This window comes from Methanocella sp. MCL-LM (assembly GCF_049676595.1).
GTDB lineage: Archaea > Halobacteriota > Methanocellia > Methanocellales > Methanocellaceae > Methanocella_A.
Map to the genome: position 1 here is coordinate 455,990 of NZ_CP187259.1, position 24,872 is coordinate 480,861.

A 24,872-nucleotide genomic window follows, 5' to 3' on the forward strand; every position below is an offset into this window, starting at 1 on the left:
ACATGAAAGCTACAGACGTAGTCGAGTACGCGCTCGCCGACTTCAACAGCAACAAGTTCAAGACGCTGATGTCCAGCCTGGGCATCATCATAGGCGTCATGGCTATCGTGGCCATGATGAGCATCAGCGACGGCGTGTTCAGCGGCGTGTCCGCGGAGTTCGGCGACCTCGACCTGAACCAGATCATCCTGCTCCCCCAGAGCCTGGAAGACCAGAGCGGCGGCATGGGCATGAGCTACGGCATAGCCCAGACCAGCAAGCCTCCCGCCAGGTTCACCGAGCGAGACATAGGGACCATTCTGAACACCCCCGGCGTAGCCGAGGTGAACCCCAAGATCGAGGTGTCCGGCACCGTCCAGTACCTGGGCGATAACCGGAGCCTGTCGATCCAGGGCGTCAGCCCCCAGAACGAGAAAAAGCTGTCGACGACGCTCGACAAAGGCCGGTTCCTGTCACCCTCTGACAGGTACTCCGTGGTGATCGGCAGCAAGATCGCGAACGGCACGTTCGAAAAGAACCTGCGCACAGGGTCCACGATCACCATCTATAACCAGATGACCGGCAAGTCTCAGGACTACACGGTCGTGGGCATCCTCAAGGAAAGCAACGGCTCGATCGTCACCGGCAACCCCAACAGCTACATCTACATGACCCGGGCGGGCATCAACGGGTTCTCCAACGAGGAGTACTACAACGTGATTTACATCACCTCCGACTCCCCGGACACCGTAGACGAGACCGCAGCGGCAGTCAAGGAGAACCTCGCCAGGACCCACCGTAACGAAGCCTACGACCTCGTCACGATGAAGTCGTTCTCCCAGGCGATTACCGCCATCTTCGACTACATCAAGTACCTGCTGGGCGGCATCGCCGGCATTTCCCTCGTCGTCGGCGGCATCGGCATCATGAACGTCATGCTGCTGACCGTCAAAGAGCGCACCAAGGAGATCGGCCTCATGAAGGCGGTCGGGGCGACCACGGCAAACGTGCGGAACCTCTTCCTGATCGAATCCGTATCCCTCGGCTTCATCAGCGGGCTAATCGGCCTGGCGCTGGCCGTCGTCATCATGATGATCGTCAGCAACGCCATCGGCATGAACATGGGTGTATCCCTGTCCAACGCCGTCATCGGCATCGCCTTCGGCTGCCTGGCCACCACCATCGCGGGCGTCTACCCCGCCAACCAGGCCGCCAAGCTGGACCCCATCGAGGCGCTGCGCACGGAATAATAGCGCAGTGTCTCGCCTTTTCTTTTCTCTTTTTACCGCATGAGCCCGGAAGCCCGGCGTATGTACTAGTGAAATTTTCCGGATAGTCTGTCAGCTGAAAATTTTAGACTTATAGTAATAAATCCATATATATCCACATTTTGCTATTTAACTGCTTATTATGGTTAAATACACTCAAAAAATGCAATTATCCCTATATATCCACATTCTCAAATTTCTAGATACTTATGTCCCAAAAAGAGGAGGGCGACCCGCTCGAGGACTGCGAGGCCATGTACCACATGGTGGTCGCAGAGGTGCTGCGGGAGATGGGATACCATGACCGGGCAGAAGAGTCCTTTATGAAGGCCGTGTCCATGGACCCGTGGAACATGGCCATCAGGGTCAGGTACGGTGCTTTTCTCGCTCACACCGGCCGGCTCGAAGCGGCGATCGAGGAGTTCGGCCGCATCCTCGACCTGGAGCCGGGCAACATGACCGCCCGGCTGAACCTGTCCCAGGCCCTCGAGCGGTACGGGCTGTACGAAAAAGCCATGGCCGAAGTGCTCCACTGCCTGCACCGCGATCCGGAGAGCCCTGTGCTACTTCACTCTTATGGCAGGCTCCAGGAGCGATGTGGCCGCATACCTGAAGCCGCAGCCTGCTATGCCGAGGCCATCCGCGCGGACGACGACAACCACGCCGTACACTATGATCTGGGCATCCTGCTCCTGGAAACCGGCGACCTGGACGGCGCGGAAGAGGAGCTCCTGAAAGCGGCCATCCAGGACCCTGCGGACCTCGCCGCGGCCTGCACCTACGGGAGAATCCTCGAAGATCGAGGCCGCTATTCGGGCACCGAAGACGGGCTAAGGGAACTCGTCAGCCTGGAGCCATCGCTCCCTACCGCCCGCTACCGGTACGGGATACTGCTCGAGCGCACCGGCCGCTTCGACGAAGCCCTCGTCCAGTACTCCCGGGCGGTCCGGCTCTGCCCCCATGACCGGGAGGCCTGCCTCGCCTACGCCGGCCTGCTGAGCAGACTGGGCAGCAAAGACATCGACACCCGGCTGGCCGAGCTCCTCGACATGACCCCCGACGACGGCATCGTCACCGAGATGGTCGCCGAGGCCGGCGAGCCCGAGAACATGCAACGGGCTTACTACTACCATTTCGAGTAGCTCGATTGGTGTGAGACAGCAATACGAACGCTGCGCTGTGCATACCTGGTTGCTCATACTGCGTGAGACAGCAATACGAACGCTGCGCTGTGCCAGATCACAGATTACGACAGATTGCTCAGATTACACAGATTTTATTTAAAATAAGGAGTACCGCGAACCACTTCCTTTTTTATTATTGATTAGCATCTGTGCAATCTGTAATATCTGTCGTAATCTGTGATCCTGTATACAAGGGACTGCTTCCAGTCGGTCACAGCGCAGCGTTCGTGTACGTTCACGAGCACAGGGATAACACTTTTAATGTTTTCCGAGAAATCTGTATCAAGCACAGCGCAGCGTTCGTCATCGTTCACGATAGCCTTTGTAACTTGCATTGCCGGTATTCTTTTACACTATCACCCACAAATCAACAGGTTTAATACTCTTTCAGTAGTACAACAGGCTTATGTGTCCCGGAATGGCCGACGAAAACGGTGAGGAGCTGCCGACGATCATCGAGGCCCAGCTGAACTACTCGATGACCGACGAGAGGGGAGAGCCGCTGGCTGGCGGAGAGGCGAGCGGTATGGTTAACGCGGAGAGCCTGTCAGTCTTCCCGAAGCTGGGGGAGACGCTGCTGCTGTCGCTGCGGGAGATCACGGGGCTGAACGCCGCCGACTACCGGCTGGAGATCGTGCTCTCCTCCGGGGAGAAGCTGGCGTTTTTTAACCTGGGCAGGCGGTTCGACGACTTCGTCCGGGAGCTGGTGAAGGCCCGCAACGAGGTGCTGCTCAAGGACATGCTCATGCAGGAAAAGGTCCTGAAGCAGAACGTCAAGGCCACTTACTCGTTTTTCGAGGGCGAGCAGGCCTCTCGCTCCGGCCCCTGCGAGGTCAGGGTGTACGAAACGGGGCTGCTGGTGCTGCCCGAGACTTCCGACCCCTTCAGGCTGCCGTTCAGCTACGTCTCGGGCGTGCAGGATCAGGACTACCGGCTGACGCTGGCCACCGAGCAGGGCCGGAAGCTGGTGCTGTCGATGATGGGCCGGGAGTTCGACCCGCTGAAGAAAGCGCTCGGCGACGCCATGAATGCCCTGTCGCTGAAGGCGCAGGCCACCTTCAAGGAGCTGGTGCCGCTGGCTGATCCAGCCATGGTGCGGAAAGCGTCGCGCTATGTCAGGGATGGCCGGGCGGCCATGAAGAAAGACCTGGACGCAGTTTCGCCCAAGATCTGGCCCGACATGGAGAAGAAGCTCCAGGCGGCGGGGGTCTTCGACGAATACAGCCACCTCAAGACCGTGGGCCAGGCCGATCGCATGTGCATCGGCGTCAAGAAGGGCCTGCCCGCCGACCCCACCGTGGAGTATGTCTGGTACCTGACCCCCGTCTACGGTGAGGGAGGCAAGCCCGGCAACGCGCTGATCATGGAGGCGGTATCCGTCACCCCGGGCGAAACCCCCGAGGGGGAAGAAGAGCCGGAGGCGGCGGAGACTGAAGCTCCGGCAGAGCCGGTTCCTGAAGTGGAGGATGCGGACGCACAGAAGTCCATCGGCAAGGCGACCTACGTGTTCAGGATCGTCAGCAGGAAGGACTATCCGGGCATGAGCAAGGCTGACCTCGACCGGGCCGCGGAGGAGGCGGTGCGAACGCTGAACGACTGCATGATCGCCATCAACTTCCGCCGGGAGCCGATCTTCCTGTCGGACGAGAAGCTCAGGGAGCCGGCCAACCTGCAGTACCTGTACTCTGTACAGCGGCTGCCTGAACTGAGATACCTGCGGGAACGGTTTGTCGGCAGGGTCGCCCATGCGGGCAAGGAAAAATGGAAGAAGGACCTGAGCGCGCTGCTGGCCTTCAACGTCGGCACAGCCGACGATAGTGTAAGGTGGACCAAGGCTTAAAGTTTTAATAGTTTAGGCGTATAAAACAGACAATTATGGCTGGATATAAGCAACCGTGCAGGTACTGCGGCAAGCTCGTGCCCCCGGATTCCAACGTATGCCCGTACTGTGCCCGGGCCGATCCGAACGGGCCCATGAAGTGCCCCAAATGCCGGGCCACGGTAGAGCCGGGGTTCAAGGTCTGCCCCCACTGCGGACTACAGTTACAGCTCACCTGTCCTAAGTGTGGAAAGCCCACGTTCTTCGGGGCCCAGTGCGATGCCTGCGGTGGCTCGCTCAAAGTCAAGTGCCCCAATCCGAAATGCGGGTTCGAGCAGCCTCCCACCGGAGACAACTGCGTGAAATGCGGGAAACCGCTCAACGCTACCAAGAAGTAATAAAAAATGAGTGGATATTATGGAAATGCAAGCTTTTACCAAGAACTATGAAGACCTGTGTACCGAGGCAGGGTTTCAGTTCGTGTTCAACTGCGACCTCTGCGGCGACGGGTACAAGACTAAGTTCATCGAGTCGAAAACCTACCGGAAAAAGGGGCTTTTCGACACCATTGGCCGGGGAATAGGCCTGGCCGCCGACGTGGCCGGCATGAGCCGCATCGGCGATGCCTTCGAGCGCGGCACCGACATCATCAACCGCCGCCACGAGGGCATGACCCCCGAATGGCACAAGGAGTACGAGCAGGCGTTCAAGCTCGCCCAGAACGAGGCCATGGGCCACTTCCACCGCTGCCCCAGCTGCCGGAACTACGTCTGCGACGCAGACTGGAACGAAGAGGACAGCATGTGCGTGGAATGCGCCCCGAGGGAGAACGTCGAAGTCACCAAGGCACGCGCCCAGCGCATGAAGAGCGAGATCGAGGAGAAAGCCCAGCAGGCCAGCGTCTTCAGCGGCCAGATCGAGCGCCGGACCACCGTCTGCCCCCAGTGCGGCAAGCCCACGGGCGAAGGCAAGTTCTGCAACAACTGCGGTGCTCCCCTGGGTCTCAACCAGTGCCCGAAATGCGGCGCCAAGGTCGCCCTCGGCACCAGGTTCTGCGGCGAGTGCGGGAACAAGATGGGCTAACTTTACAAGATCGGATCGCACTGTCCTAACATAGGATGGGGACCCGGCCTAAGAACGGGACGGGACAGCCTAAGCCTCCCGGCAAGGCATAGGCCCCCCGTATACCTTTTTATCTTTCTGCCATACCATGTTGTCTCTGTGCTCGTGAACGTGGACGAACGCTGCGCTGTGCCGGCTTCTGATTACTCCGGTACTCGATAATATGTTGTCTCTGTGCTCGTGAACGTGGACGAACGCTGCGCTGTGCCGGCTTCTGATTACTCCGGTACTCGATAATATGTTGTCTCTGTGCTCGTGAACGTGGACTAACGCTGCGCTGTGCCGGCTTCTGATTACTCCGGTACTCGATAATATGTTGTCTCTGTGCTCGTGAACGTGGACTAACGCTGCGCTGTGCCAGATCACAGATTCTAACAGATTGCTCAGATTGCACAGATAGCTAATAGATCAGTTATATATCGGGTAAACCATTTCCCCTCTTACCGAATCGTATCTGTGAAATCCGTGCAATCTGTCGTAATCTGTGATCCTGGCACAGCGCAGCGTTCGTATAGCTGTCTCACGTCATCAGAGTAATCAGAAACGCACAGCGCAGCGTTCGTATAGCTGTCTCACGCCATATGAACAACAAGAAACGCACAGCGTTAGTATTGTCATCACATACGGCATTTTGCCCACCTTAATCCAGCGTTTGCCCGGCAATTTATCTTCCATCCGGCTATCGGGCCGTAATTATTCCTTGTTTTAATGTACTGCAACGCAAGCGTAAAGCTAATATGTTAACGGAGTAATTTGTAACGAAGCGCTAAGTGACGGTGGTAAATTGTCTCATGCAGAAATCGAGGAATTTTTCAGGCAGAACCCCGGCATATACGCGGCCGCCTGCGAAGACGACTTAGATCAGCTGCGCAGGATCTACGAGCTGTACCCGGATCAGGTACGCCTCCTCAAAGAGGGGGAAGCCGTAGAGGCGAGCCGGTTCGAGTGCCGGCGGTGCGGAGCCTGCTGTGCCACGGTCAGATTTATCCCCGTCTGCCACGCGGACGTGGTGCGCTGGGTAATCCAGAAGCGGTGGGACATCCTCGGGCAGGTCGTAGTAGACCGCACTAAGACCCCGCTGATGGCCATATGGGGCAAAGAATCCATCGCCAAAGCCCGGGCCAACGCCGCGGCCGTCCTGGAAGGCCAGGAACTCGACGAAAATGTCAGGCGCCACGTCACCCAGGTGCTGTACGTTACGGACCTCGTGGAGAGCGCCGTATATACTGCAAGGGAAGACAACCGGTGCATCTTCTTCTCCGTGGAAAGCAACTGCTGCATCATCCACGACACCAAGCCCCGGGTGTGCGACAAGTTCCCCTATTACATAGGTAAGTTCACCGACCCTAAATTACTGGAGTACGACTTCTGCCCGGGTCTGAAAGATCTGAAGGGGTCTCAGGCCTAAGCTACTCTCTTCGCGCCAGGAACCTAGGCGATGACTCATAAGGTTGCCTACATGCGAAACTAAACTTCTTTCTGTAGCGTGAAAAAGGTCTAATGTAAAATCTAAGTGATTTGACTACTCTTAGAAACGTCTTCACGTGTGGCCTCTGCTATCACCGAGGCGAGAGAGCCATGTTTTTAAAAAAGTGGAAGCCTGTATTATGCTACAGGCTCCTGTCTTCCGAAAGTACGCACAGCCGATCTTATTTATTCAGGATCTCGCTGATGATCTTGCCGTACGCGGGCCGGGTGATTAATATCCCTATGGCCACGCCGACGATGGTCGTCAGGGCGAAGCCTCTGAGGGCTCCGAAGCCCATGAAGTACAGCGGGATCATGGCCACTACGACGGTCGCTGCGGAGGCGAAGATGATCTTGAACGCCTGGGTCATCTTCTGCAGGATCTTCTTAGTGGTCGGGGCTCTGCCGGTGGTCATCACTTCGTCGGTGATGATGATCAGCTGGTCGATGCCGGTACCGATGACCGCGATGATGGCAGCCACGGAGGGCAGGTCGATCTCCCACCGGACGAAGGGCATAGTTGCGAAGCCGAGCAGGATGAAGACTTCGAACAGCGAGGTCAGGAACATCGGGACGATGATCCTCGGCTCCCTGTACCGGATGTACATGATGGCGCCGATGGCCAGCTGGGCCAGTACCATGGCGATGATGGCCATGGTCTTGAACTGGGCGCCCTGCTCTGCGGGCACCTGGCCGGAGCTGACGACTTCGACTCCGAAGGGCAGCGCGCCGGCGCTCATGTGGACGTAGACCTTCTTGGCTTCTTCGATGCCTTCCTCGCCGGTGCCGGTAGACGCTACCGCCTGGTCGACCGGGCCTGCCAGCAGGGTCTGGGCCAGGCTCGGGGCGATGGGTGCCCGGTGGAACTCTTTACCGTCGAGCAGCATCATGACCTGGTGGTTGTTCGGGTCCCTCAGAATGTCGTACTTGCTGGCCACGTCGTGGAACTTCTGAGCTCCTTCGGGCTTGAGCGAGAACGATACGCCGTGCGATCCGTCGGTCTGGCTGATCACGGACACGCCCAGCACGCTGTCACCGTAGAGGATGTGCTCGGACTCGTTGCCGGGCCCGGTCTGGATCCGCATCTCGAACTGGCCGGGGGTGCCCAATATTTCCATGGCTTCGCTGTAATTTATGCCGGCGAAGTCGATGAGCATGTAGGCGTTGTTATCCCCGTCCCGCACCGTGGCGATGGGGATGTTCTTGAGGCCGAAGGCGTTGACCTTGGTCTCCATGATGCCCTTGGTCAGCTCGAGCTGCTCGTCGGTGATGGTGTTGTTGCTGCCGCTCTGGTTGATCAGTTTCAGCTTGAGCTGGGAGCCGCCCTCGAAGTCCAGCCCGAACTTGAGGTTCGTGACGAGCTGGCCGTTAGAGATGGTCGGCCCGATGAAGATGGCCGACAGCAGCAGGCATATGATCAACGCGATGACCCTGTAGTCGGTGAGGATCTTCACCCAGATGTTTTCGCCTTTCTCAGCCATATTTCGCCCTCCCGGCAGGAGATTCCATGTACCATTTGAGCAGCCCTGCGTTAAAGAGCCAGGTGTTGATGATGTCGGCGAGCAGCCCGAAGATCATGACTATAGCGATGGCTGACAGCATCGGAATAGGGGCGAAGCCGACCAGGTACGAGAAAGTCGAGAAGATATATAGTATGATGAAGGCGATGATGGCCGTGATCGTCATCGTCAGCCCTGTCACCCTGCACGAGCTGATCTTCTTGTCAATATATTTCCTCTCGCCCAGCACCTTGGTGGTCAGGAGAATATCCGTGTCCACCGAGTAGCCGATGAGCATGAGCAGCGCGGCAAAAGTGCCGAACGTCAGCTCGACGTGGAATAGGTTCATCATGGCTACCGCGAACATGATGTCCGAGAAGGCCGCAGCGATGATCGCCACGGAAGGCACAATGTTCCGGAAGATGACGAACACGGTGATCGCCATGCCAACGAAGGCCACCAGCACGGCCAGGACTGCCTGGCTCTGGTTAGCCTCGCTGAAGACTCCGCCAACCTGCTCGATCGGCGGGTTGTTATAGTTCGCGTTCACATATCCGGTCAGCTCTCGCAGCTGGTTGCTGTCCATAGTGGCGAACTGCATGGACTTAGTCCCGGCGTTGCCCGTGGTGATCAGCTTGAGCGGGTACTTCGCGAACTCGGTTTGCAGCTGTTCGTCAGACTTGTCGGTCTTGATCGTGATCAGCGTGCCGCCTTTGAAATCCAGCCCCAGGTGGAGCGGGCTTCCGGTCGTCGCGAACGTGTATCCGATGATGAGTAATGATACTAACAGGATAGCCACTGGCAGGCCAATCGCCTGCTTTAAGGGAAGCTCCGGGAATCGAAGCTTCGATAACAGCCCCGTTGGCGGCGGGGAGAACTCCTCGTCCTCCTTTTTCTGCGCGGGGGCCTTAGGCTTGTTTATGTTATCCGCCTTCATCTAAATCATCTATCTCTTACACGTTAGTGCTTGAAAAAGCTTTTGTGCGACTGTCGCGCCCTGGACAGGCTTCCAATTAATCCTAGTAATTTAAATATCACGGGATATGATAATTCCTTACAGCTTAAGGAAAGTTGAAAAAATGTTGCGAGAGCCGAAGTCTTTAAATACTTGATGGTGCATATAGTGTATTCAGAGGGGAAGTATATTATGTTGAAGAAAATAACGCTGAAGGATCAGTATAACCACAGCCAGGAAGCCATCATTGAGTACCTCAAGAACGGCATCAAGGAAGGCAAGCGCTTCTTCAAGTCCAAGTACATCGCCCGGGACCTGGGCATGAGCCCCAAAGAGGTGGGCACCAACATGAAGATCCTGTCGGACGAGTGCCAGGACCTGCGGATCGAGAAGTGGAGCTACTCCAAGAGCACCACCTGGAGCGTCGAGCATACGGCTTAAGTCGTAGGCAGACGACTCAGGCCATCGGCAGACGACTGAGGTCGTCGGCAGACGACTGAGGTCGTCTGATACAATTTCCCGAACGTCTTTTTTCACTCTTTTCTCCTATTTCTTCACAGACCCGGCGAGCATGGCGTCCGCCGGTGCGCCGCCCGATCGGCAGCCCGGTAAGTATATTTAGTCCCTGTGCCTATCGTAGCCTTCGAGGTCACAGCTGTGGACGAAGTAGTGATCGGGAAAGCGAAGGAGCGAACGCGGTTCAGTTTCGAGTACCTTGACTGGAGGCCTTTCGCGCTCGCCGGCCTGAACGTGCTTTCCATCCTGCTCGTATGGGCACCTTTCCTGGGCGACATGCGCACGATCTGCCGCTACCTGGACGGGCCTATGTATATGTACGTGGCCGCCACGCTCTATTCTATCCCGGCCGACTCACCTCTGCACGCAATGCCCCTACCCGACTTCTACTATGCCTGCCACCTGGTGGTCTTCCCGCTGCTGATCAGGGCATTCTCTTTCCTCGGGTACGACTGGTCCATGCTGTTCGTCTCCGCGGCGGCTTCCACGCTCGCCACGGTGATCTTCTACTACCTGGTAAAAGAATTCAAGTACTCCGTCAACCCCTTCTGGGCTTCGATCGTCTTCATCTTCTTCCCGTGCCGGTGGCTGCTCTACCACAGCGTGGGAGCCACCGAGCCAGTGTTCATCCTTCTGGTCGTCGCCTCGCTCTACTGCTACAAAAAGGACAGCTACGTCCTGGCGTTCCTGCTCGCGGGGCTGGCCAGCGCGACCCGGATTTTCGGCATACTGCTCTTCGTGTCGTACGCTGTCACGCTGATCTCGCAGCGCAAATACCGTTACCTCCCGCTAACTCTGCTCATCCCGGCGTTTCTGGTCGCGAACTTCCTCAACTATCAGGTCATCTATGGGGACTTCTTTGCCTATTTTAAATACAACGGCTCGTTCGTCAGCATCGCCCACATAGCCCTCCCGTACCTGTCCTGGAGCGTGCCGGTGCCAGTGCCCCTGCCCATGTTCCTGACCAACGTGCTCCCGGGCAACACGAACAATATGGAGCTGTTCATAGCGATCTACGTCCTGTACATCCTGGGCACGCTGAGGCTGTGGAAACACAAGGAACTGTTCTTCTACTCCGCCTTCTTCGTAGGGGCTATCATGTTCATCGGCCACCCTGACATCAGCCGGTACCTCCTCCCGGCCGCGCCTTTCGCCCTCATCCTCGCGTTCGACGACATCATCTCGAGGAAAGAGTTCATGCTGGTCTTCCCCCTGATCATCGTCCTCGGGTACCTGTACTGCTGGGGGCTGGTGCCGTCGAACCTGATGGACGCCGGTATCTACGGGGACATGATCAACTCTATCAACCGCTGATTAAAAAACCGGTAGAAAATCCTGTTATTTTTACATTTTTTACTAATACCAAATTTACCATCTTACTTACTGTACAAGCGACTGCAAGACGTGGTTGTCGGAAGTTCATTTCTGAAATTACATTCGAATATTTTCTAAAATAATCGAAATATTTTATATAACATCTTTACCAACCTTTGCTAACTCAGTAATCGCCGACAAACAACAGGTTCGTCTGAGGAGATCGAGATGTTGGAAAAACCAGGTAGTTCTAGACCGGCTCCACGATGGGGCGGGCATATTTTGGGAAGTAAAACAATCATGCGAATAAGTAATCTGCTGGCCATCAGCTGGCTGCTTATGGGCGTGTTCAGCATATCTGCGCCAGCGGCGCTCGCCAGTCCTGGCGACGTCTCCCTCAACCTGGAGAACAGCTGGAACAACGCGTTTCTCGGGGCAGCACACCCCATGGGGCTTGCCATAGATCAAGACGACAACGTCTATTTCGTGGATTCCGAACAGAGTATTGTCTTCAAGATGACCGGAAGCAGCGCTCCTGTCCACTTGATCACCGACATCCTGACGCCGCAGGGAGTGGCCGTCGATGCGGCTGGCAACCTCTACGTTGCAGGCTGGTCCGATTTTGCGGTCTACCGGGTGGACCCGTCGGGAACTGATGAGACGGTATACGCCAGTGAAATCTGGGATCCTACCTCCGTGGCGCTCGACAGTGCTGGCAACGTCTACGTCACCGACTACTCCAGCAATGTCGTATACAAGATCACCGGTGTCGAAACAAAAGAGACCATCGGCAGCGGATTCCTCAACCCCTACGGAATCGCGGTCGATCCGGCCAGCAACGTCTACGTCACGAACTCTGGTGGCGACACCGTTTCCAGGATCACTCCCGGGGGGTCGACCAGCACCATCTTAAGCGAGCTGTCCTCTCCCGCCGGCATAGCCGTCCATCCTGCCGGCCACATCTTCGTTGCTGACTCGGCTACGGGGCAAATCCACGTCATTACCCCTGATGAGCGACACCTGACCTTAAATGAGGGGCTTAACGGTCCAAAAGGTCTGGCTTTCGATTCTTCGAACAATCTCTATGTCCTCGACAACACCGGGCTGCGGAAGTATACCGTAACTGTCGAGTCTTCTGCACCCCCGACACTGCCTGTGGCCTACTTCTCGGCCGACAAGACCAGCGGTATAACACCCCTGAGTGTCCAGTTCACCGATGCCAGCACTGGCTATGCATCCTCGTGGCAGTGGAACTTCGGCGACGGCTCCGAGAACAGTACCTCGCAGAATCCCGCTCATACGTTCAGTGCTCCTGGCACCTATACTGTGACTTTGACCGCCATCAACGCGAACGGCACCAGTACGATGCAGAAGAGCAACTATATCACGACGATAGCTCCCACTCTTCCGGCGGCCGATTTCTCGGCTAACCCGACCGTTGGCCTGGCTCCGTTAAACGTGCAGTTCACCGACGCCTCTACTGGCTACGCTTCTTCGTGGCAGTGGAACTTCGGCGACGGCAGCCCGAACAGCACCTCGCAGAGTCCCCTTCATCAGTATGTCAGCCCAGGCACCTATACGGTGACGCTGACGGCCATCAACGCGAACGGCAGCAGTACTCTGGAGAGGCCAGTATATGTAAACGTGATCGCTCCGACGCTGCCTGTGGCCGATTTCTCGGCTGACAAGACCAGTGGCCTGGCTCCGCTCGATGTCCAGTTTACTGATGCTTCTACCGGGTACGCTTCCTCATGGCAGTGGAACTTCGGCGACGGCAGCCCGAACAGCACCTCCCAGAATCCCGAGCACACGTTCAGCGCTCCTGGCACCTATACTGTGACTTTGACCGCCATCAACGCGAACGGCTCGAGTACACTGCACCGAGCCGGGTATGTGACAGCGATCGCTCCGACGCTGCCTGTAGCGGACTTCTCGGCTAACCCGACCGTTGGCCTGGCTCCGTTAAACGTGCAGTTCACCGACGCCTCTACTGGCTACGCTTCCTCGTGGCAGTGGAACTTCGGCGACGGCTCTTCTAATAGTACCGAGCAGAGTCCCCTGCATCAGTACGCAAGCGCAGGCTCCTACGCGGTGACGTTGACCGCTATCAACGCGAACGGCAGCAGTACTCTGCAGAGGCCGGCTTACGTGACCGCAGGCACCCCGGTCGTACCTGCCGTCTCAGCCAGCGCCGCCCAGGTGTACGAGGGCCCGGACACCAGAGTAGACATCTCGTATACGCTCACTAACATCCGCGGGGGTAACGCTCTGATCACGGTCACCGATTCCCTCGACCAGGCTGTGTGGAGCAAGTACAACGGCGCCCAGGCCGCAGGGCATCACAGCGAGACCTGGGGCGGCACATATCTCGACGGCACGAGCGTGCCCGATGGGCAGTACACGGTGAAGGTCAGCGTCGACAACGAAACCTGGGGTGTAACAGGGATTGCCGGAACCGACAACAGCCACTTCGATTATCCGTACTGCGCCGAGGTAGACGGCTTCGGGAACGTGTACGTATCCGACTTCGGCAACCAGCGGGTACAGGTCTTTGATCAGGCCGGCGCTTATGTCAGAACTCTCGGCACTACCGGAAGCACCGGCAGCGACAACAGCCACTTTAACGGCCCGCGGGGGCTCGCGGTGAACGGCAGCGGCTACCTGTACGTCGCAGACGTTTATAACTACCGCGTGCAGGTGTTCGATCCGGCCGGCGCTTACGTGAAGACCGTCGGGACGACGGGCGTCTCCGGAACCGGAAACGATGCCTTTACGAATCCTTACGCAGTGGCAGTGAACGGCAGCGGCTACCTCTACGTAGCTGACACTTTCAACCATCGCGTGCAGGTGTTCGATCCGGCCGGCGCTTACCTCCGCACCCTCGGCGTCACCGGCACCGCTGGGGCAGATAACGGCCACTTCAACTACCCGGTAGACATTGCGATAGATGCGGACGACAATCTCTACGTATCTGACAATTATAACCGGCGGGTGCAGGTGTTCGATCCGGCCGGCGCTTACGTGATGACGATGGGCACGACCGGCGTTTCCGGGAGCGACGACAGCCACTTCGCGGACCCCGCCGGCATAGCGTTGGACGGCAGCGGCAACGTCTACGTGGTCGAGAAAGCCAACAATCGGGTACAGGTCTTCGATGCTGCCGGCGCATATCTTTCCACTATGGGCACGACCGGCAGCGCAGGGAGCGACGACAGCCGCTTTAACGCCCCCTCGGGCGTGGCGGCCACCGGCAGCGGCCGTATATACGTAACGGACAGCGGAAATAACCGCTTACGGGTTTTCCATCCGGGCCCGGTGTTCTCGGCCACCGATGTGCTTGTGGTGGCGCCGGTCCAGCCGGTAGCCTCGTTCTCCGGCGCTCCGACGACCGGGTTGGCCCCGCTCGCTGTCACCTTCGCAGATAGCTCGACAGGCCACGCGTCCTCGTGGCAGTGGGACTTCGGCGATTCTGCCTTCGGCTCTGCCAACTCCACGGAGCAAAACCCTGCCCACGTGTATGCCAGCGCAGGCACCTATACGGTGACGCTGACGGCCATCAACGCGAACGGCACCAGCACCGTCCAGAGAAGTAATTATGTTACCGTGGTGGCTCCGACGCTGCCTGTTGCTGACTTCAGCGGTAATCCGACCGTTGGCCTGGCTCCGCTCGATGTCCAGTTTACCGACGCCTCTACTGGCTACGCGTCCTCGTGGGAGTGGGACTTCGGGGACGGCACTCCTAATAGTACCGAGCAGAGCCCTGTGCATCAGTATGTCAGCGCAGGCACCTATGCGGTGACATTGACGGCCATCAACGCGAACGGCACCAGTACCGTGTACCGCGCCGGATATGTCACTGTGAACGCCCCCGAAGCCCTGGTAGCCGGCTTCACGGCGGACAGGATCAGCGGCGACGCCCCGCTCACCGTGAACTTCACTGACACGAGCTCGGGCTCTCCTGCTTCGTGGCAGTGGAACTTCGGAGACGGCAGCCCGAACAGCACGGAACAGAACCCTGCCCACACGTACACTACTCCGGGCCAGTATACGGTCAGGCTGGCCGTCACGAACAGCACAGGCGCCACAGCGGGCAACAGCACCCAGATCGAGGTGCGGGGGCCCGAAGAAGAGCCGACGTCATATACGCTCAGCCTGAGGCAGGGCTGGAACCTCGTCTCGTTCCCCGTGGTGAATACATCTCTCCAGGCAAGCAGCCTCCAGGAATCCGGGGTATTGATCGTGGCCTCGTACAACCGGACCACGGGAGATTACGACTCGTTCAACACCCAGGTCAGCCCGCTGACCTACGATATAACCCTGAGGACCGACGTCGGCTACTTCCTGTACTGTACCCGGGACACGTCCATCGAGGTCCTGGGTGAGACTCCCTCCCGGCGGAGTACGACGCTCTATCCCGGGTGGAACCTCGTGGGCTGGAGCTCCCTGACCAGTTCGGACGCTAAATCCGTCGTTGAAGAGCCTTCGCTCACCGGCCGGCAGATCGTGGCAAAGTTCAACGCCACCACCGGCGACTACGACGCGTACGCCGAGGGTATCAGCCTCGACTCGTACAACTTCCCCATGGATCATGGCACGAGCTACTTCGTGTACACTGATTCGGCGACATCGCAGACACTGTACTTCGAAACATTACACGATTAAGGTGAAAACAATGAAAAATACCATATTTAGGCTGGCAGCAGTTCTACCAGCATTGATAATTTGTGCCATACTCTTAACGTCGGCAGCTTATGCTCAATCGGTGCCCCTCTTCATCTCCGGGCACGTGACAGTCAACGGCCAGGCCGTTCAAGGAGCCAGCGTCTCGGCAGGCAACTCGCACACCACCACGGACGGCAGCGGTTTCTACCAGCTGTCCCCCTCCGTTGCGAACGGTTCGGGCATCACCGTGACCGCCAGCTACGATGGCCACCAGCAGTCCAGCTCTGTCACCCAGAACATGCAGGGCAGCGCCACAGCGGACTTTGCCATAACGTACTCCACTGCCACCCCGACTCCGACGCCGGCTCCGACCGCCACCCCCACCGCTACCCCTGCCCCGACACCTGCCCCTACTTCGGCTCCGTCGGGCGGCGGAGGGACCTCCGGGGTGACAGTGCCCACTATAATACCGACCGTGGCCACAAACCTGACCAAAAACATGACCGGCAACACGTCCGCGAACGCGCCGGTGAATACGACCTTACCTTCGGCAGGCACTAACGTCACGGCGACACCGGAGCCGAGCCAGATCGTACACCCGGCACCTGATCAGACCGCGACGGCTGCTCCGGCGCCTGGACCTGGCCTGCCCGGCTGGTTCGGCCAGGCGCTGCCCTACTTATTAGTGCTCCTGCTGATGATCGCGGCCGGCACTACCGGGTACTACCTGGGCAAGAGGGCCAGAAAGTAAACTGGCACGGGGCCCTTGGGCCCCGCCTTACCATTATATTGCCGTTTCCTGGCTTACCTGCGAAGCTAATCCGGGCACCCTCTCTTTTCGTGTTACCGAAGGATTTTATAATCTCCCCGTCGTTAAATAAGCAGGTAGCTTAACGCTGATCACCCATGACGATCGTTTCTCTCGTTAAAAACGCCGACCCGGCCAGAGCTCTCAAGGACGCGCTGGAGCTCATCGGCGGCCTGGACCTAAGCGGCACCGTACTCATAAAACCTAATCTTAGCTGTGCCCGCCCCTCCGGCAGCGGCCTGGTCACCAACGTGGAAGTCGTCAAGGCGGTGGTCGAGATGGTGGCGGCCAAGGGCGCGAAGCCGATCGTGGGCGACCTGCCCATCCTCGGGTGGGATGCGGAAACGGTCTTCGACGAGACCGGCATCAGGGCCATCGAGAAGGCGGGCGGAGAGCTGGTCGACTGGCGGAACAACCACGTGGAAATCCAGCTCCAGGAAGCCGGAGTCCTGAAGAAGGTCCGGATCGCCAGGCCCGCCATCGAGGCCGACTACATCATCAACGTGCCCGTGCTCAAGCACCACTTCTTCACTCACGTCTCCGGGGCCATGAAGAACCTGTTCGGCCTGGTCGAGCCCGACTTCCGGCCCCTGGTCCACGTGCTCGGGCTGGACGAGCCGCTGGTTGATTTGTACGAGTTCCTCCGCCCCAAAGTAGTGCTCAACGTCTTAGATGCGACTTACATAGCCCAGTCCGTCAGGCCTTCGGGACCATATTACGGGCCTACCGCGGCCCGGTCGGTCACAAAGCTCAACATGATGGCCGTCAGCCGGGACGCGGTGGCGCTGGATGCCACTGCGGCGAGGATGATCCGGGTAGACCCGGAGGCGGTCGAGATGGTCCGCCTGGCGGCAGGCCGGGGCCTCGGCACCCTGAACCCCCAGACCATCGGCAACGCCCGGGGCGCCACCCTCCGCATAAAGAGATCGCCCCTGGGCCGCATCCTGCCCTACGCCCAGAACGCCTGGTCCAGCGAGCGCTTTAACCGCATCTCCCACCCTCTCGTGAGGCGCATGTACGGCGACGACGTGGTCACCTTAAAAGACGCCCGCCAGGAAATGGACCGCGCCGACCCGACGAACATCGTCGTGGCCGGGGCCTGCAAACGCTGCGGCCTGTGCACCAGCGCCTGTCCCGTCAAAAACATCACACTATCCGGCAGCCGCCCCATCATGGGGGACAAGTGCATCAAGTGCTTCATCTGCGTGGAGATATGCCCGGACGGGGCTTTAGCAATTGAGCGGAAGTAGCGCCTTCGGCGCATAGTTTAACTATCCGGTGTAAGTAGCGCCTTCGGCGAGTGCTACCATTAAATAAAAAGCTACTAACCTATAACCAACCTGCAAAGACTAACCAGCGTAACAGAGATAATCGTCATAAAGTAGTTTAGGTGGCACAAATGCGCTTCATCGTCATCGACGGGCTGGACGGCTCGGGCAAGGATACCCAGGCCAGGCTGCTAAAAGAGTACTTTTCCAGGAACGGCAATGGCGTTATCATCCGGGCTCACCCTGCACAGGACAACCGCCTCGGCAGGATCTCCAAAAAGGCGCTGATGCGGCAAGGCCAGCTCATGCGCATGGTCGCCACTCTGTTCTATGGCTTCGACGTCATCCGGTCGATCCTGCTCTACTGCAAAAAGGACAATACCGTGATCTTCGTCCGGTACATCATGGCCTCCGCCTACCTGCCCCGGCCGATCATCAGGCCTGTCTACGCTATCGTCAGCAGACTGCTGCCCACCTCGGACGAGATGTTCTTTTTAGACGTCGCCCCCGAAGAGGCGCTGCGCAGAGTCAAGGCCCGGGGCGAAGCAGAGGAGATGTTCGAGACCCTGCCCCACATGGAAAAAGTGCGCGGGAGAGCCATGCTTATTACAAAAGACTGGAAAGTCGTCGACGGCAACGGGCCGCCAGAGCAGGTCTTCCAGCGCATCCTTGACGGGCTGCAGCGATGAGTTCGGCGCCAGGCCGCCTTGTTCTTAGTTCGCAATATGCAAGGATTCCACCCTTCGGTCGCGTCGGCCCAAAGACGCAAGGACGCAAAGATTTTTCAGATAATTCTTTGCGCCCTTGCGCCCTTGCGTCTTTGCGATTTAACACCGAGGCCTCCCGGGGCCGGGCACTGCGCTTGCCTTTCTACTCCTTTCCAGCCTAAAAAGCGTGCAGCCCGGCCTTTTTTATCATCACATTTATCAGCCTTCAACCCTAACCTTTAAGCATATGATGACTATCTACGGCGTCGTCGGATACCCGGTCGAGCACAGTCTTTCCCCTGTGATGCACAACGCTGCGTTCAAGGCGCTGGACATGGACTGCGCTTACCACAAGTTCGAGGTGAAGGGCGAGCACCTGCAGGACGCTATCCTGGGGGCGAGGCACCTGGGCTTCGGGGGCCTGAACGTGACCATCCCCCACAAGGAGGCGGCCATCAGGATCATCGAGCCGGACCGTACCGCGCTGGAGATCGGCGCCGCCAACACCCTGGACTTCAGGCAGATGAAGGCCTTCAACACCGACGCTGCCGGGGCGATCGATGCCCTGCGGGACAGCGGAGTGGAGCTCGATAACAAGGGCGTGCTGGTGCTGGGCGCGGGCGGGGCTGCGAGGGCGGTGGTCTACGGGCTGGCTAAGGCCGGGGCTACGGTGACCATCGCCAACCGCACTACCGCGAAGGCAGCGGACCTGGCCGCCTACATGCGCAGCTTCGGCTCCGTCTTCGGCACCAGCCTGGACAGCCTGGGAGAAAAGGTGAGAGCCGTGGACGTCATCATCAACACCACCCCGGTGGGCATGGGCTGGGAAGACAAGCCCATGGTGACAAGGGACATGCTCGACCGCAGCCAGACTGTGTTTGACCTGGTCTACAAGCCGCTGGAGACCCCCTTGCTCCGGGAAGCCCGGGCTGCCGGCGCCCGGACCGTCGATGGCCTCTCGATGCTGGCGAGACAGGGCGCCAGGTCCTTCGAGATATGGACGGGTGTCAAGCCCCCGGTGGACATTATGGAGCGGAGCGCCAGGGATGCCCTTTAAAGCGCTGGTAGTCGGGGGCGGCGGTGACATGGGGCGGTGGTGCGCCCGCCTGCTGAAGCATGCCGGCTTCGAGGTCTGCATCAGCTCCCGGAGGGACGTCCGGCCGGTGGCGGAGGCCATGGGTGCAGGCGTCGCCAGTATCGAAGATGCAGGCCTGTTCGACGTGGTCATCCTCTCGGTACCCATCGACGCAGTCGAAGCTATGGCGGCGCAGGCCGGCCCGAAGATGAAGCCCGGCTCGCTGCTGATGGACCTTTCGTCCCTGAAAAAAGGGCCGGTGGAGGCGATGCTCAGGCACGCCTCCGAGAGCGTCGAGGTCCTCGGCGCCCACCCCCTCTTCGGCCCCGGGCTGGAAACGCTGGAAGGCCGGACTATCGTGGTGGTGCCCACCGGCAGATCGGGCCGGTGGCTGCCGATCATCCGGGACGTGTTCGAGACTGCCGGCGCCAGCGTCGAGGTCTCCACCCCGGAGGAGCACGATCGCAGGATGGCCATCGTCCAGGGCCTCACCCACTTTTTGTACCTCGGCTGGGGCAGGGCAATCCAGCGCCTGGGCATCGATCTCCGGGACCTGGAAGCTTACCGTACTCCGGTTTACGGGATCACCGAGACCATAGCGGGCCGGGTGCTCTCCCAGAATCCCGAGCTGTATGCGCTCATCCAGTCGGGCCCGGACGTGGCGCCGGTCCGAAGGGCGTTCATCGAAGCCTGCTCGGAGCTTGCAGCCACGGTTGAAAAGGGAGACCTCCAGGCCTTCCGCGACGCGTTCTCGGCGGCCGCCCATCATTACGGAGACCTGGAAGGCTCCAGGACCCGGTCGGAGCGTATCATCCGCATCGAGCAGGGCGAGCCGGCCGTGATCAAAAAGTCCGCCGGCCTCGAGCGTGCCTTCGTCCTCCCGGGAGGGCGGAAGATCTACGGCGTGATCAAAGACGTCCGCAGGGAGGACTTCACCCTCGAGACGCCCTCCGAAACGCTGGTGCTGCGCTACGATGCCGTTTCCCTGCTGGGCCCGGAAGGGCTGAGCAGCCTCAAAGACGGATCGCCGGCGATCGGCCGGGATATCCTCGTAAAGCTGCCCATCGGCGCCGACGCGAGGGTGCTGGGCTGGGTGCTCTCCCGGATCGACGGCGTCACCGGCGTCAGCCACGAAACCCACAACGCCATGAGTCCCGACCACGTGGTGTACCGGCTCACCGTAGACGTCCGTCCCGAAAGATCCGAGGACACCCTGCAGCGGGTGCTGGCTACTATTTGGGGTCTCGGGTACGAGGTAAAATAAGCACAGAAAATTTTCGGCGACTGGTCGCCTTGTTCTTAAATCGCAAAGGCGCAAAGGCGCAAAGACGCAAAGGAATAACAGGAAAAACTTGGCGCCTTTGCGCCTTTGCGCCTTTGCGATTTAAAACCGAGTCTTCCGGGGACGGGCGTTACGATAGCGTGACATTTTTAAGCCGCGGGCAACTCCACCACGAACTTGGCGCCCTGCCGGTAGTTCTCCGGCACCCGGTTTTCCACCCATACCTGGCCGTTGAAGTGCTCGACCAGGGTCTTCACCAGGCACAGCCCGAGGCCTCTGCGCCCGGGTTTTGCCTGGTGCCCCTGCATGAAGGTGAAGACCCGGCGCTTTTGCTCGTCGGGTATGCCCGGCCCGTTGTCAGAGATCGAGGTCCGGTAGTACCTCCGGCCACCTGAGATCAGCGGCTCTACGGATATGTCGATGGTGACCGCGCCGCTCGTGTGCCTGATGGCGTTGTCCACGATATTGCTGAAAACGTCCCTGAGGATGTCGTCCGCGATGACCCGGCACGACTCAGGGACGCAGGAGTTGAGCGTCACAGGCCTGTCTTTTACCGTGCAGAACTCGTCCACGACACTGCTGATGAGCGCGCACATGTCTATCTCTTTCTCCACGTACTTTCCCTGGTGGATTCGCTCCAGCTTTCGGACGTTGTCGATCATCCGGGCGGTATGGTTGACGATCTCGATGGGCTTCTCGATCAGCTCCCTCTGCCCGGGCTCCATAGGGATGGCCAGCTCGGCCAGCTCCAGGAACCCCATGATGGCCTGGTTCATGTTGCTTATGTCGTGGCCCATCAGGTCCACGTACAGCTCTGCCTGTGCCTTGGCGTGCTCCAGCGCTCTTTCTGCCCGCTTGCGCTCGGTGATGTCCTGGTTCACCCCGTACAGCTTGACGGTCCTGCCGGTGGTATCCTTCTCGGCGCGGAACCAGACTATCACGTCCCGGGGCTCGCCGTCTGCCCGCAGAATGCGGCTTTCCATCTGGTACACGAAGTTGGGATCGGTCGTCTTCACTGCCTTTTCTAGCGTTTCTCCGACCATGTACGCGTAATCCGGGGCCATGTACTTCCGCACGAACTGATCCACCGGCATCAGGTATCCTCCGGCCTCTTTTGCAGTCGTGCCATGCAGCGTGTAATACTGGTCATTGAAAACGAACACGCCGCTGCGCACGTCGTATTCCCAGTGCCCCATGTGGGCTACCCGTAACGCTTCTTCGTCCTTCCTGGTCAGCTGCCGGACCGCCTCCTCCGCTCGCTTGCGCTCGGTGATGTCCAGCGCGGTAAACGTGACTCCGGCAGAGATGTTCCCGGGGTCGATCGGCGTCGAGCTCAGGAGTATGTCCAGGCAGTGCCCGTCTTTGTGGCACCACCTGGTCTCGACGGTGCCCGTGCCCCTGTCGCTGATCTGACGGTACTTCTCCCGGCCCACGAATTCGTACTCCTCCTGCGTCGGATACAGGATGCGGGCGCTCTGCCCGATCAGCTCCTCCCGCTCGTAGCCTACCATCTCGCACAGCCGGGCGTTGACCTCGACGATCCTGCGGTTCACGGTCAGGCCGATACCGGTAGGCGCCGCCCTGAAGATGCTGTGGAGCCGGGCCTCGCTATCTCGCAGAGCTTCCTCTGCTTTCCTCTGCTTCCCGATTTCCATCCGGAGCCGCTCGTTAGACTCCCGTAGTTCCCGGGTGCGCTCCAGAACTCTCGTCTCAAGCTCATCCCTTGCCCTGCGCAGCTCCTTTTCCATCCGCTTCCTTTCAGTGATGTCCTGGTAGGTGCCTATCACGCCCCCGAAGCTCCCGTCCTCGTTGTACAGGGGCGCTTTCGTGATGACGACGTCCCGCTCAGGGCGGCTATCGTACTTCATGATGCTCTCGTAGCCATACGTCCCGGGCCTGGCCCGCATCTCCTCGTCAGCCCGGTGGTACTCATCGGCGAGAGCCTGCGGCAGCAGGTCGAAAACCGTCTTACCCACGATCCTGTCCCGCCTCAGCCCCATGAACTCCTCGAAAGCCCGGTTACAGCCCGTGTAAACGCCAGAGGCGTCCTTGTAGAACACGGGCACGGGTATAGCGTCGATGAGCATCTGCGTCTTATCCAGCTGGTACTTCAGTGCGTCCCTGGCCTTCTTCAGCGGGGTGATATCGTTGCCGATGGATATGATCTCCCCGACTCGGCCCTCGTCGTCGATCACCGCCCGGTTGGTCCACGATACCCATACACGACTCCTGTCCTTCCGCAGGTTCTCGTTCTCGTTGTTCACGTACCTCTCAGGGTGGCGGAAGATGCTCCGCATATTCTCCACCATATCCAGGTCTTCGCCACTGGTGGGCGGGACGATGGTGCCGATGACGCTCCGGCCGATCAGCTCTCCCCGCCCGTAGCCGAAAAAGCGCTCTCCGTAGTCGTTCATGTAGGTGATGATAAAATCGGAGTTCCAGCGGAGGACTATGCTATTGACGCTTTCGACTAGCTCCACGCAGGACTTCTCGTCTATCCTGTCGGAGCTGACACGCCTGCTCGCCTCATCTTGCGTATCTGCCCGCATGTTCACACCGGCCGGCTGGCGCAATAACTGTCGTCCTAACGACAGTTGTCCGCCATAGCTAGATTATCCGTTTGCCGTCAAAATGATACTCTGAAAGTATAGCGTGATGTCTGGCGTGGGCGTCGAAAAATTGCGGAGATTACCCTTGCGAAGCTACAGATTGCCTTCTCCCGACATCTCGTGCTGCCGGTCGATGCTCATCCTGATCAGGATCGAAAAAATTTCCCTGACAGCGGCAGTGTCGATATTTAGCTCGGTAGCCTTTTCCATCGCCCTCTTGAGCACCAGCGCATTCTGCCTGTCGTCGTTGATGGGCAGGCCCAGCCTCTTCTTCTCCTCCAGCACCAGCTCGGCAAGCTCCATACGCCTGGCCAGCAACCGTATGATATCATCGTCGACCCTCGCGATGTCCATCCTGATATGTTCCAGCGACATCTTTTACAGCCTCACAGTAAAAACGCACCCTCATTGATCACTTCAGTCACAAATACCCTTCCCGGGTAAGCCGACCACGTCTTTACCAGCCCGTCCGCCTGCTCCTCCGAGACCAGCGCCACATACGACGGCCCGGTACCGGACAGGCTGACGCCGGTGACGCCCAGCTCCAGAGCGGCCAGCATCGGCTCCGTGGGAAAGCCAAGGGCGCCGCAGTAGAGGAAACCGTTAAGGGTCATAGCCTTCCTGTAATCGCCTTGCAGGGCGATGTCAAACGCGGTCTCCGCCCACGGGGCGATGAGCCTGGACTTCTTCACGTCGGTCTGCGCTGAGAAAGCCTTCCTGTCGGGCGCGTAGACCACGACCGTGGATTCGAGAGTTTCTCTCTTCAGCAGCGCTTTTTCTTTGTTATCGGTAAGTACCACCCCGCCCAGCATCGAGGCGCACGCATCGTCGAACGCCCCCGTGACCGAGACGCCCACGTCCAGCGCCGCCTGCACGCCGATCCGGACCATCTCCAGCGGGTCAACGCTCTGCCTGGCCGCCCTGCAAGTGGCGATGATCGTGGCGTTGGCCGCCGCGCTCGACGACTTCAGGCCGCTGGCGATCGGGACCTCGCTGGTGGTTTTGATTTTGGCGCCCGTGTCGAAACCCAGCTGGTCTAACGTCAGCTCGCAGGCCCGCTCTATCAGGCGTGTATCGCCGCCTCCCTCGATCTCGCCCTCGATGAGGTCGCCTTTTAGTATTACCTCGGCGTGGGTCTTGAGGTCGATGGCGAAGGCCGAGCCTTTCCAGGCCGCGATAGCGTTGATGACAGTGCCTGCGCCGTAGGCGGTGCCGCGGGATTTCATGTGCGAGTCTCCGGTGTGATGAGCATTAAAGGTGTGTGTGCTATATGATAGCACATTGCATATAAGCGTTACGTTCGAGTATTCTATTAAAACAAAGGGTGCGGGCAGTATT

At 59.0% G+C, this 24,872-nt stretch carries 19 protein-coding genes; 14 read left to right on the forward strand and 5 right to left on the reverse strand.

The annotated features are described in order from the left end of the window. Positions 1-2 precede the first annotated feature (2 nt). The 6 genes from ACPLPM_RS02350 (at position 3) to ACPLPM_RS02375 (ending at position 6,780) form a co-directional block, all read left to right on the forward strand. On the forward strand, positions 3-1,229 hold the full coding sequence (locus ACPLPM_RS02350; protein ID WP_424358632.1) for an ABC transporter permease: 1,227 nt from the start codon (positions 3-5) through the stop codon (positions 1,227-1,229). Positions 1,230-1,456: 227 nt separating this feature from the next. Then, entirely contained in the window at positions 1,457-2,389 is a 933-nt protein-coding gene (locus ACPLPM_RS02355) for a tetratricopeptide repeat protein (protein WP_424358633.1), read from the forward strand. A 460-nt stretch (positions 2,390-2,849) separates the two neighbouring features. Continuing rightward, complete coding sequence (locus ACPLPM_RS02360; protein WP_424358634.1) at positions 2,850-4,271, forward strand: hypothetical protein; 1,422 nt, start codon at positions 2,850-2,852, stop codon at positions 4,269-4,271. 35 nt (positions 4,272-4,306) lie between these two features. After that, the gene (locus ACPLPM_RS02365; RefSeq protein ID WP_424358635.1) at positions 4,307-4,648 is read left to right on the forward strand and encodes a double zinc ribbon domain-containing protein; all 342 of its coding nucleotides are present in this window, start codon (positions 4,307-4,309) and stop codon (positions 4,646-4,648) included. Between the two features lie 19 nt (positions 4,649-4,667). Then, positions 4,668-5,333 carry a zinc ribbon domain-containing protein gene (locus tag ACPLPM_RS02370; protein ID WP_424358636.1) on the forward strand — a complete coding sequence of 222 codons (666 nt, stop codon included), beginning with the start codon at positions 4,668-4,670 and terminating at the stop codon, positions 5,331-5,333. 823 nt (positions 5,334-6,156) lie between these two features. Further along, positions 6,157-6,780, forward strand: a complete 624-nt coding sequence (locus ACPLPM_RS02375; protein WP_424358637.1) for a YkgJ family cysteine cluster protein — start codon at positions 6,157-6,159, stop codon at positions 6,778-6,780. 241 nt (positions 6,781-7,021) lie between these two features. Here ACPLPM_RS02375 and ACPLPM_RS02380 read toward each other — a convergent pair whose 3' ends face one another. After that, positions 7,022-8,320: a preprotein translocase subunit SecD gene (locus ACPLPM_RS02380; protein WP_424358638.1), complete on the reverse strand. Its 1,299-nt coding sequence runs from the start codon at positions 8,318-8,320 to the stop codon at positions 7,022-7,024. Further along, positions 8,313-9,275 (reverse strand): protein translocase subunit SecF, encoded by a 963-nt coding sequence (locus ACPLPM_RS02385; RefSeq protein WP_424358639.1) that lies wholly within the window; start codon positions 9,273-9,275, stop codon positions 8,313-8,315. Before ACPLPM_RS02385 ends, ACPLPM_RS02380 begins: the two co-directional genes overlap by 8 nt. 210 nt (positions 9,276-9,485) lie before the next feature. On the opposite strand from ACPLPM_RS02385, the gene ACPLPM_RS02390 reads away from it, so the two are divergent. From ACPLPM_RS02390 to ACPLPM_RS02425, 8 genes are all read left to right on the forward strand, one after another. Further along, complete coding sequence (locus tag ACPLPM_RS02390; protein ID WP_424358640.1) at positions 9,486-9,734, forward strand: DUF7123 family protein; 249 nt, start codon at positions 9,486-9,488, stop codon at positions 9,732-9,734. A 186-nt stretch (positions 9,735-9,920) separates the two neighbouring features. Then, a complete protein-coding gene (locus ACPLPM_RS02395; protein WP_424358641.1) occupies positions 9,921-11,123 on the forward strand; it encodes a hypothetical protein in 1,203 nt (400 codons plus the stop codon). Positions 11,124-11,423: 300 nt separating this feature from the next. Beyond that, entirely contained in the window at positions 11,424-15,785 is a 4,362-nt protein-coding gene (locus ACPLPM_RS02400; protein WP_424358642.1) for a PKD domain-containing protein, read from the forward strand. 100 nt (positions 15,786-15,885) lie between these two features. After that, positions 15,886-16,536 (forward strand): carboxypeptidase-like regulatory domain-containing protein, encoded by a 651-nt coding sequence (locus ACPLPM_RS02405; protein ID WP_424358643.1) that lies wholly within the window; start codon positions 15,886-15,888, stop codon positions 16,534-16,536. Between the two features lie 155 nt (positions 16,537-16,691). Beyond that, positions 16,692-17,843, forward strand: coding sequence for a DUF362 domain-containing protein (locus tag ACPLPM_RS02410; protein WP_424358644.1), 1,152 nt, complete (start codon positions 16,692-16,694; stop codon positions 17,841-17,843). A 149-nt stretch (positions 17,844-17,992) separates the two neighbouring features. Then, positions 17,993-18,550 carry a thymidylate kinase gene (locus ACPLPM_RS02415; protein WP_424358645.1) on the forward strand — a complete coding sequence of 186 codons (558 nt, stop codon included), beginning with the start codon at positions 17,993-17,995 and terminating at the stop codon, positions 18,548-18,550. Positions 18,551-18,815: 265 nt separating this feature from the next. Continuing rightward, positions 18,816-19,625, forward strand: a complete 810-nt coding sequence (gene aroE, locus ACPLPM_RS02420) for a shikimate dehydrogenase (RefSeq protein ID WP_424358646.1) — start codon at positions 18,816-18,818, stop codon at positions 19,623-19,625. Then, positions 19,615-20,907, forward strand: coding sequence for a prephenate dehydrogenase/arogenate dehydrogenase family protein (locus tag ACPLPM_RS02425; protein WP_424358647.1), 1,293 nt, complete (start codon positions 19,615-19,617; stop codon positions 20,905-20,907). Before aroE ends, ACPLPM_RS02425 begins: the two co-directional genes overlap by 11 nt. Before the next feature lie 167 nt (positions 20,908-21,074). On the opposite strand, the gene ACPLPM_RS02430 is transcribed toward ACPLPM_RS02425, so the two are convergent. The 3 genes from ACPLPM_RS02430 to ACPLPM_RS02440 form a co-directional block, all read right to left on the reverse strand. Then, complete coding sequence (locus tag ACPLPM_RS02430; RefSeq protein ID WP_424358648.1) at positions 21,075-23,474, reverse strand: PAS domain S-box protein; 2,400 nt, start codon at positions 23,472-23,474, stop codon at positions 21,075-21,077. A 153-nt stretch (positions 23,475-23,627) separates the two neighbouring features. Continuing rightward, complete coding sequence (locus ACPLPM_RS02435; protein WP_424358649.1) at positions 23,628-23,909, reverse strand: chorismate mutase; 282 nt, start codon at positions 23,907-23,909, stop codon at positions 23,628-23,630. Between the two features lie 11 nt (positions 23,910-23,920). Next, complete coding sequence (locus tag ACPLPM_RS02440) at positions 23,921-24,760, reverse strand: shikimate kinase (RefSeq protein ID WP_424358650.1); 840 nt, start codon at positions 24,758-24,760, stop codon at positions 23,921-23,923. Positions 24,761-24,872: the final 112 nt, after the last annotated feature.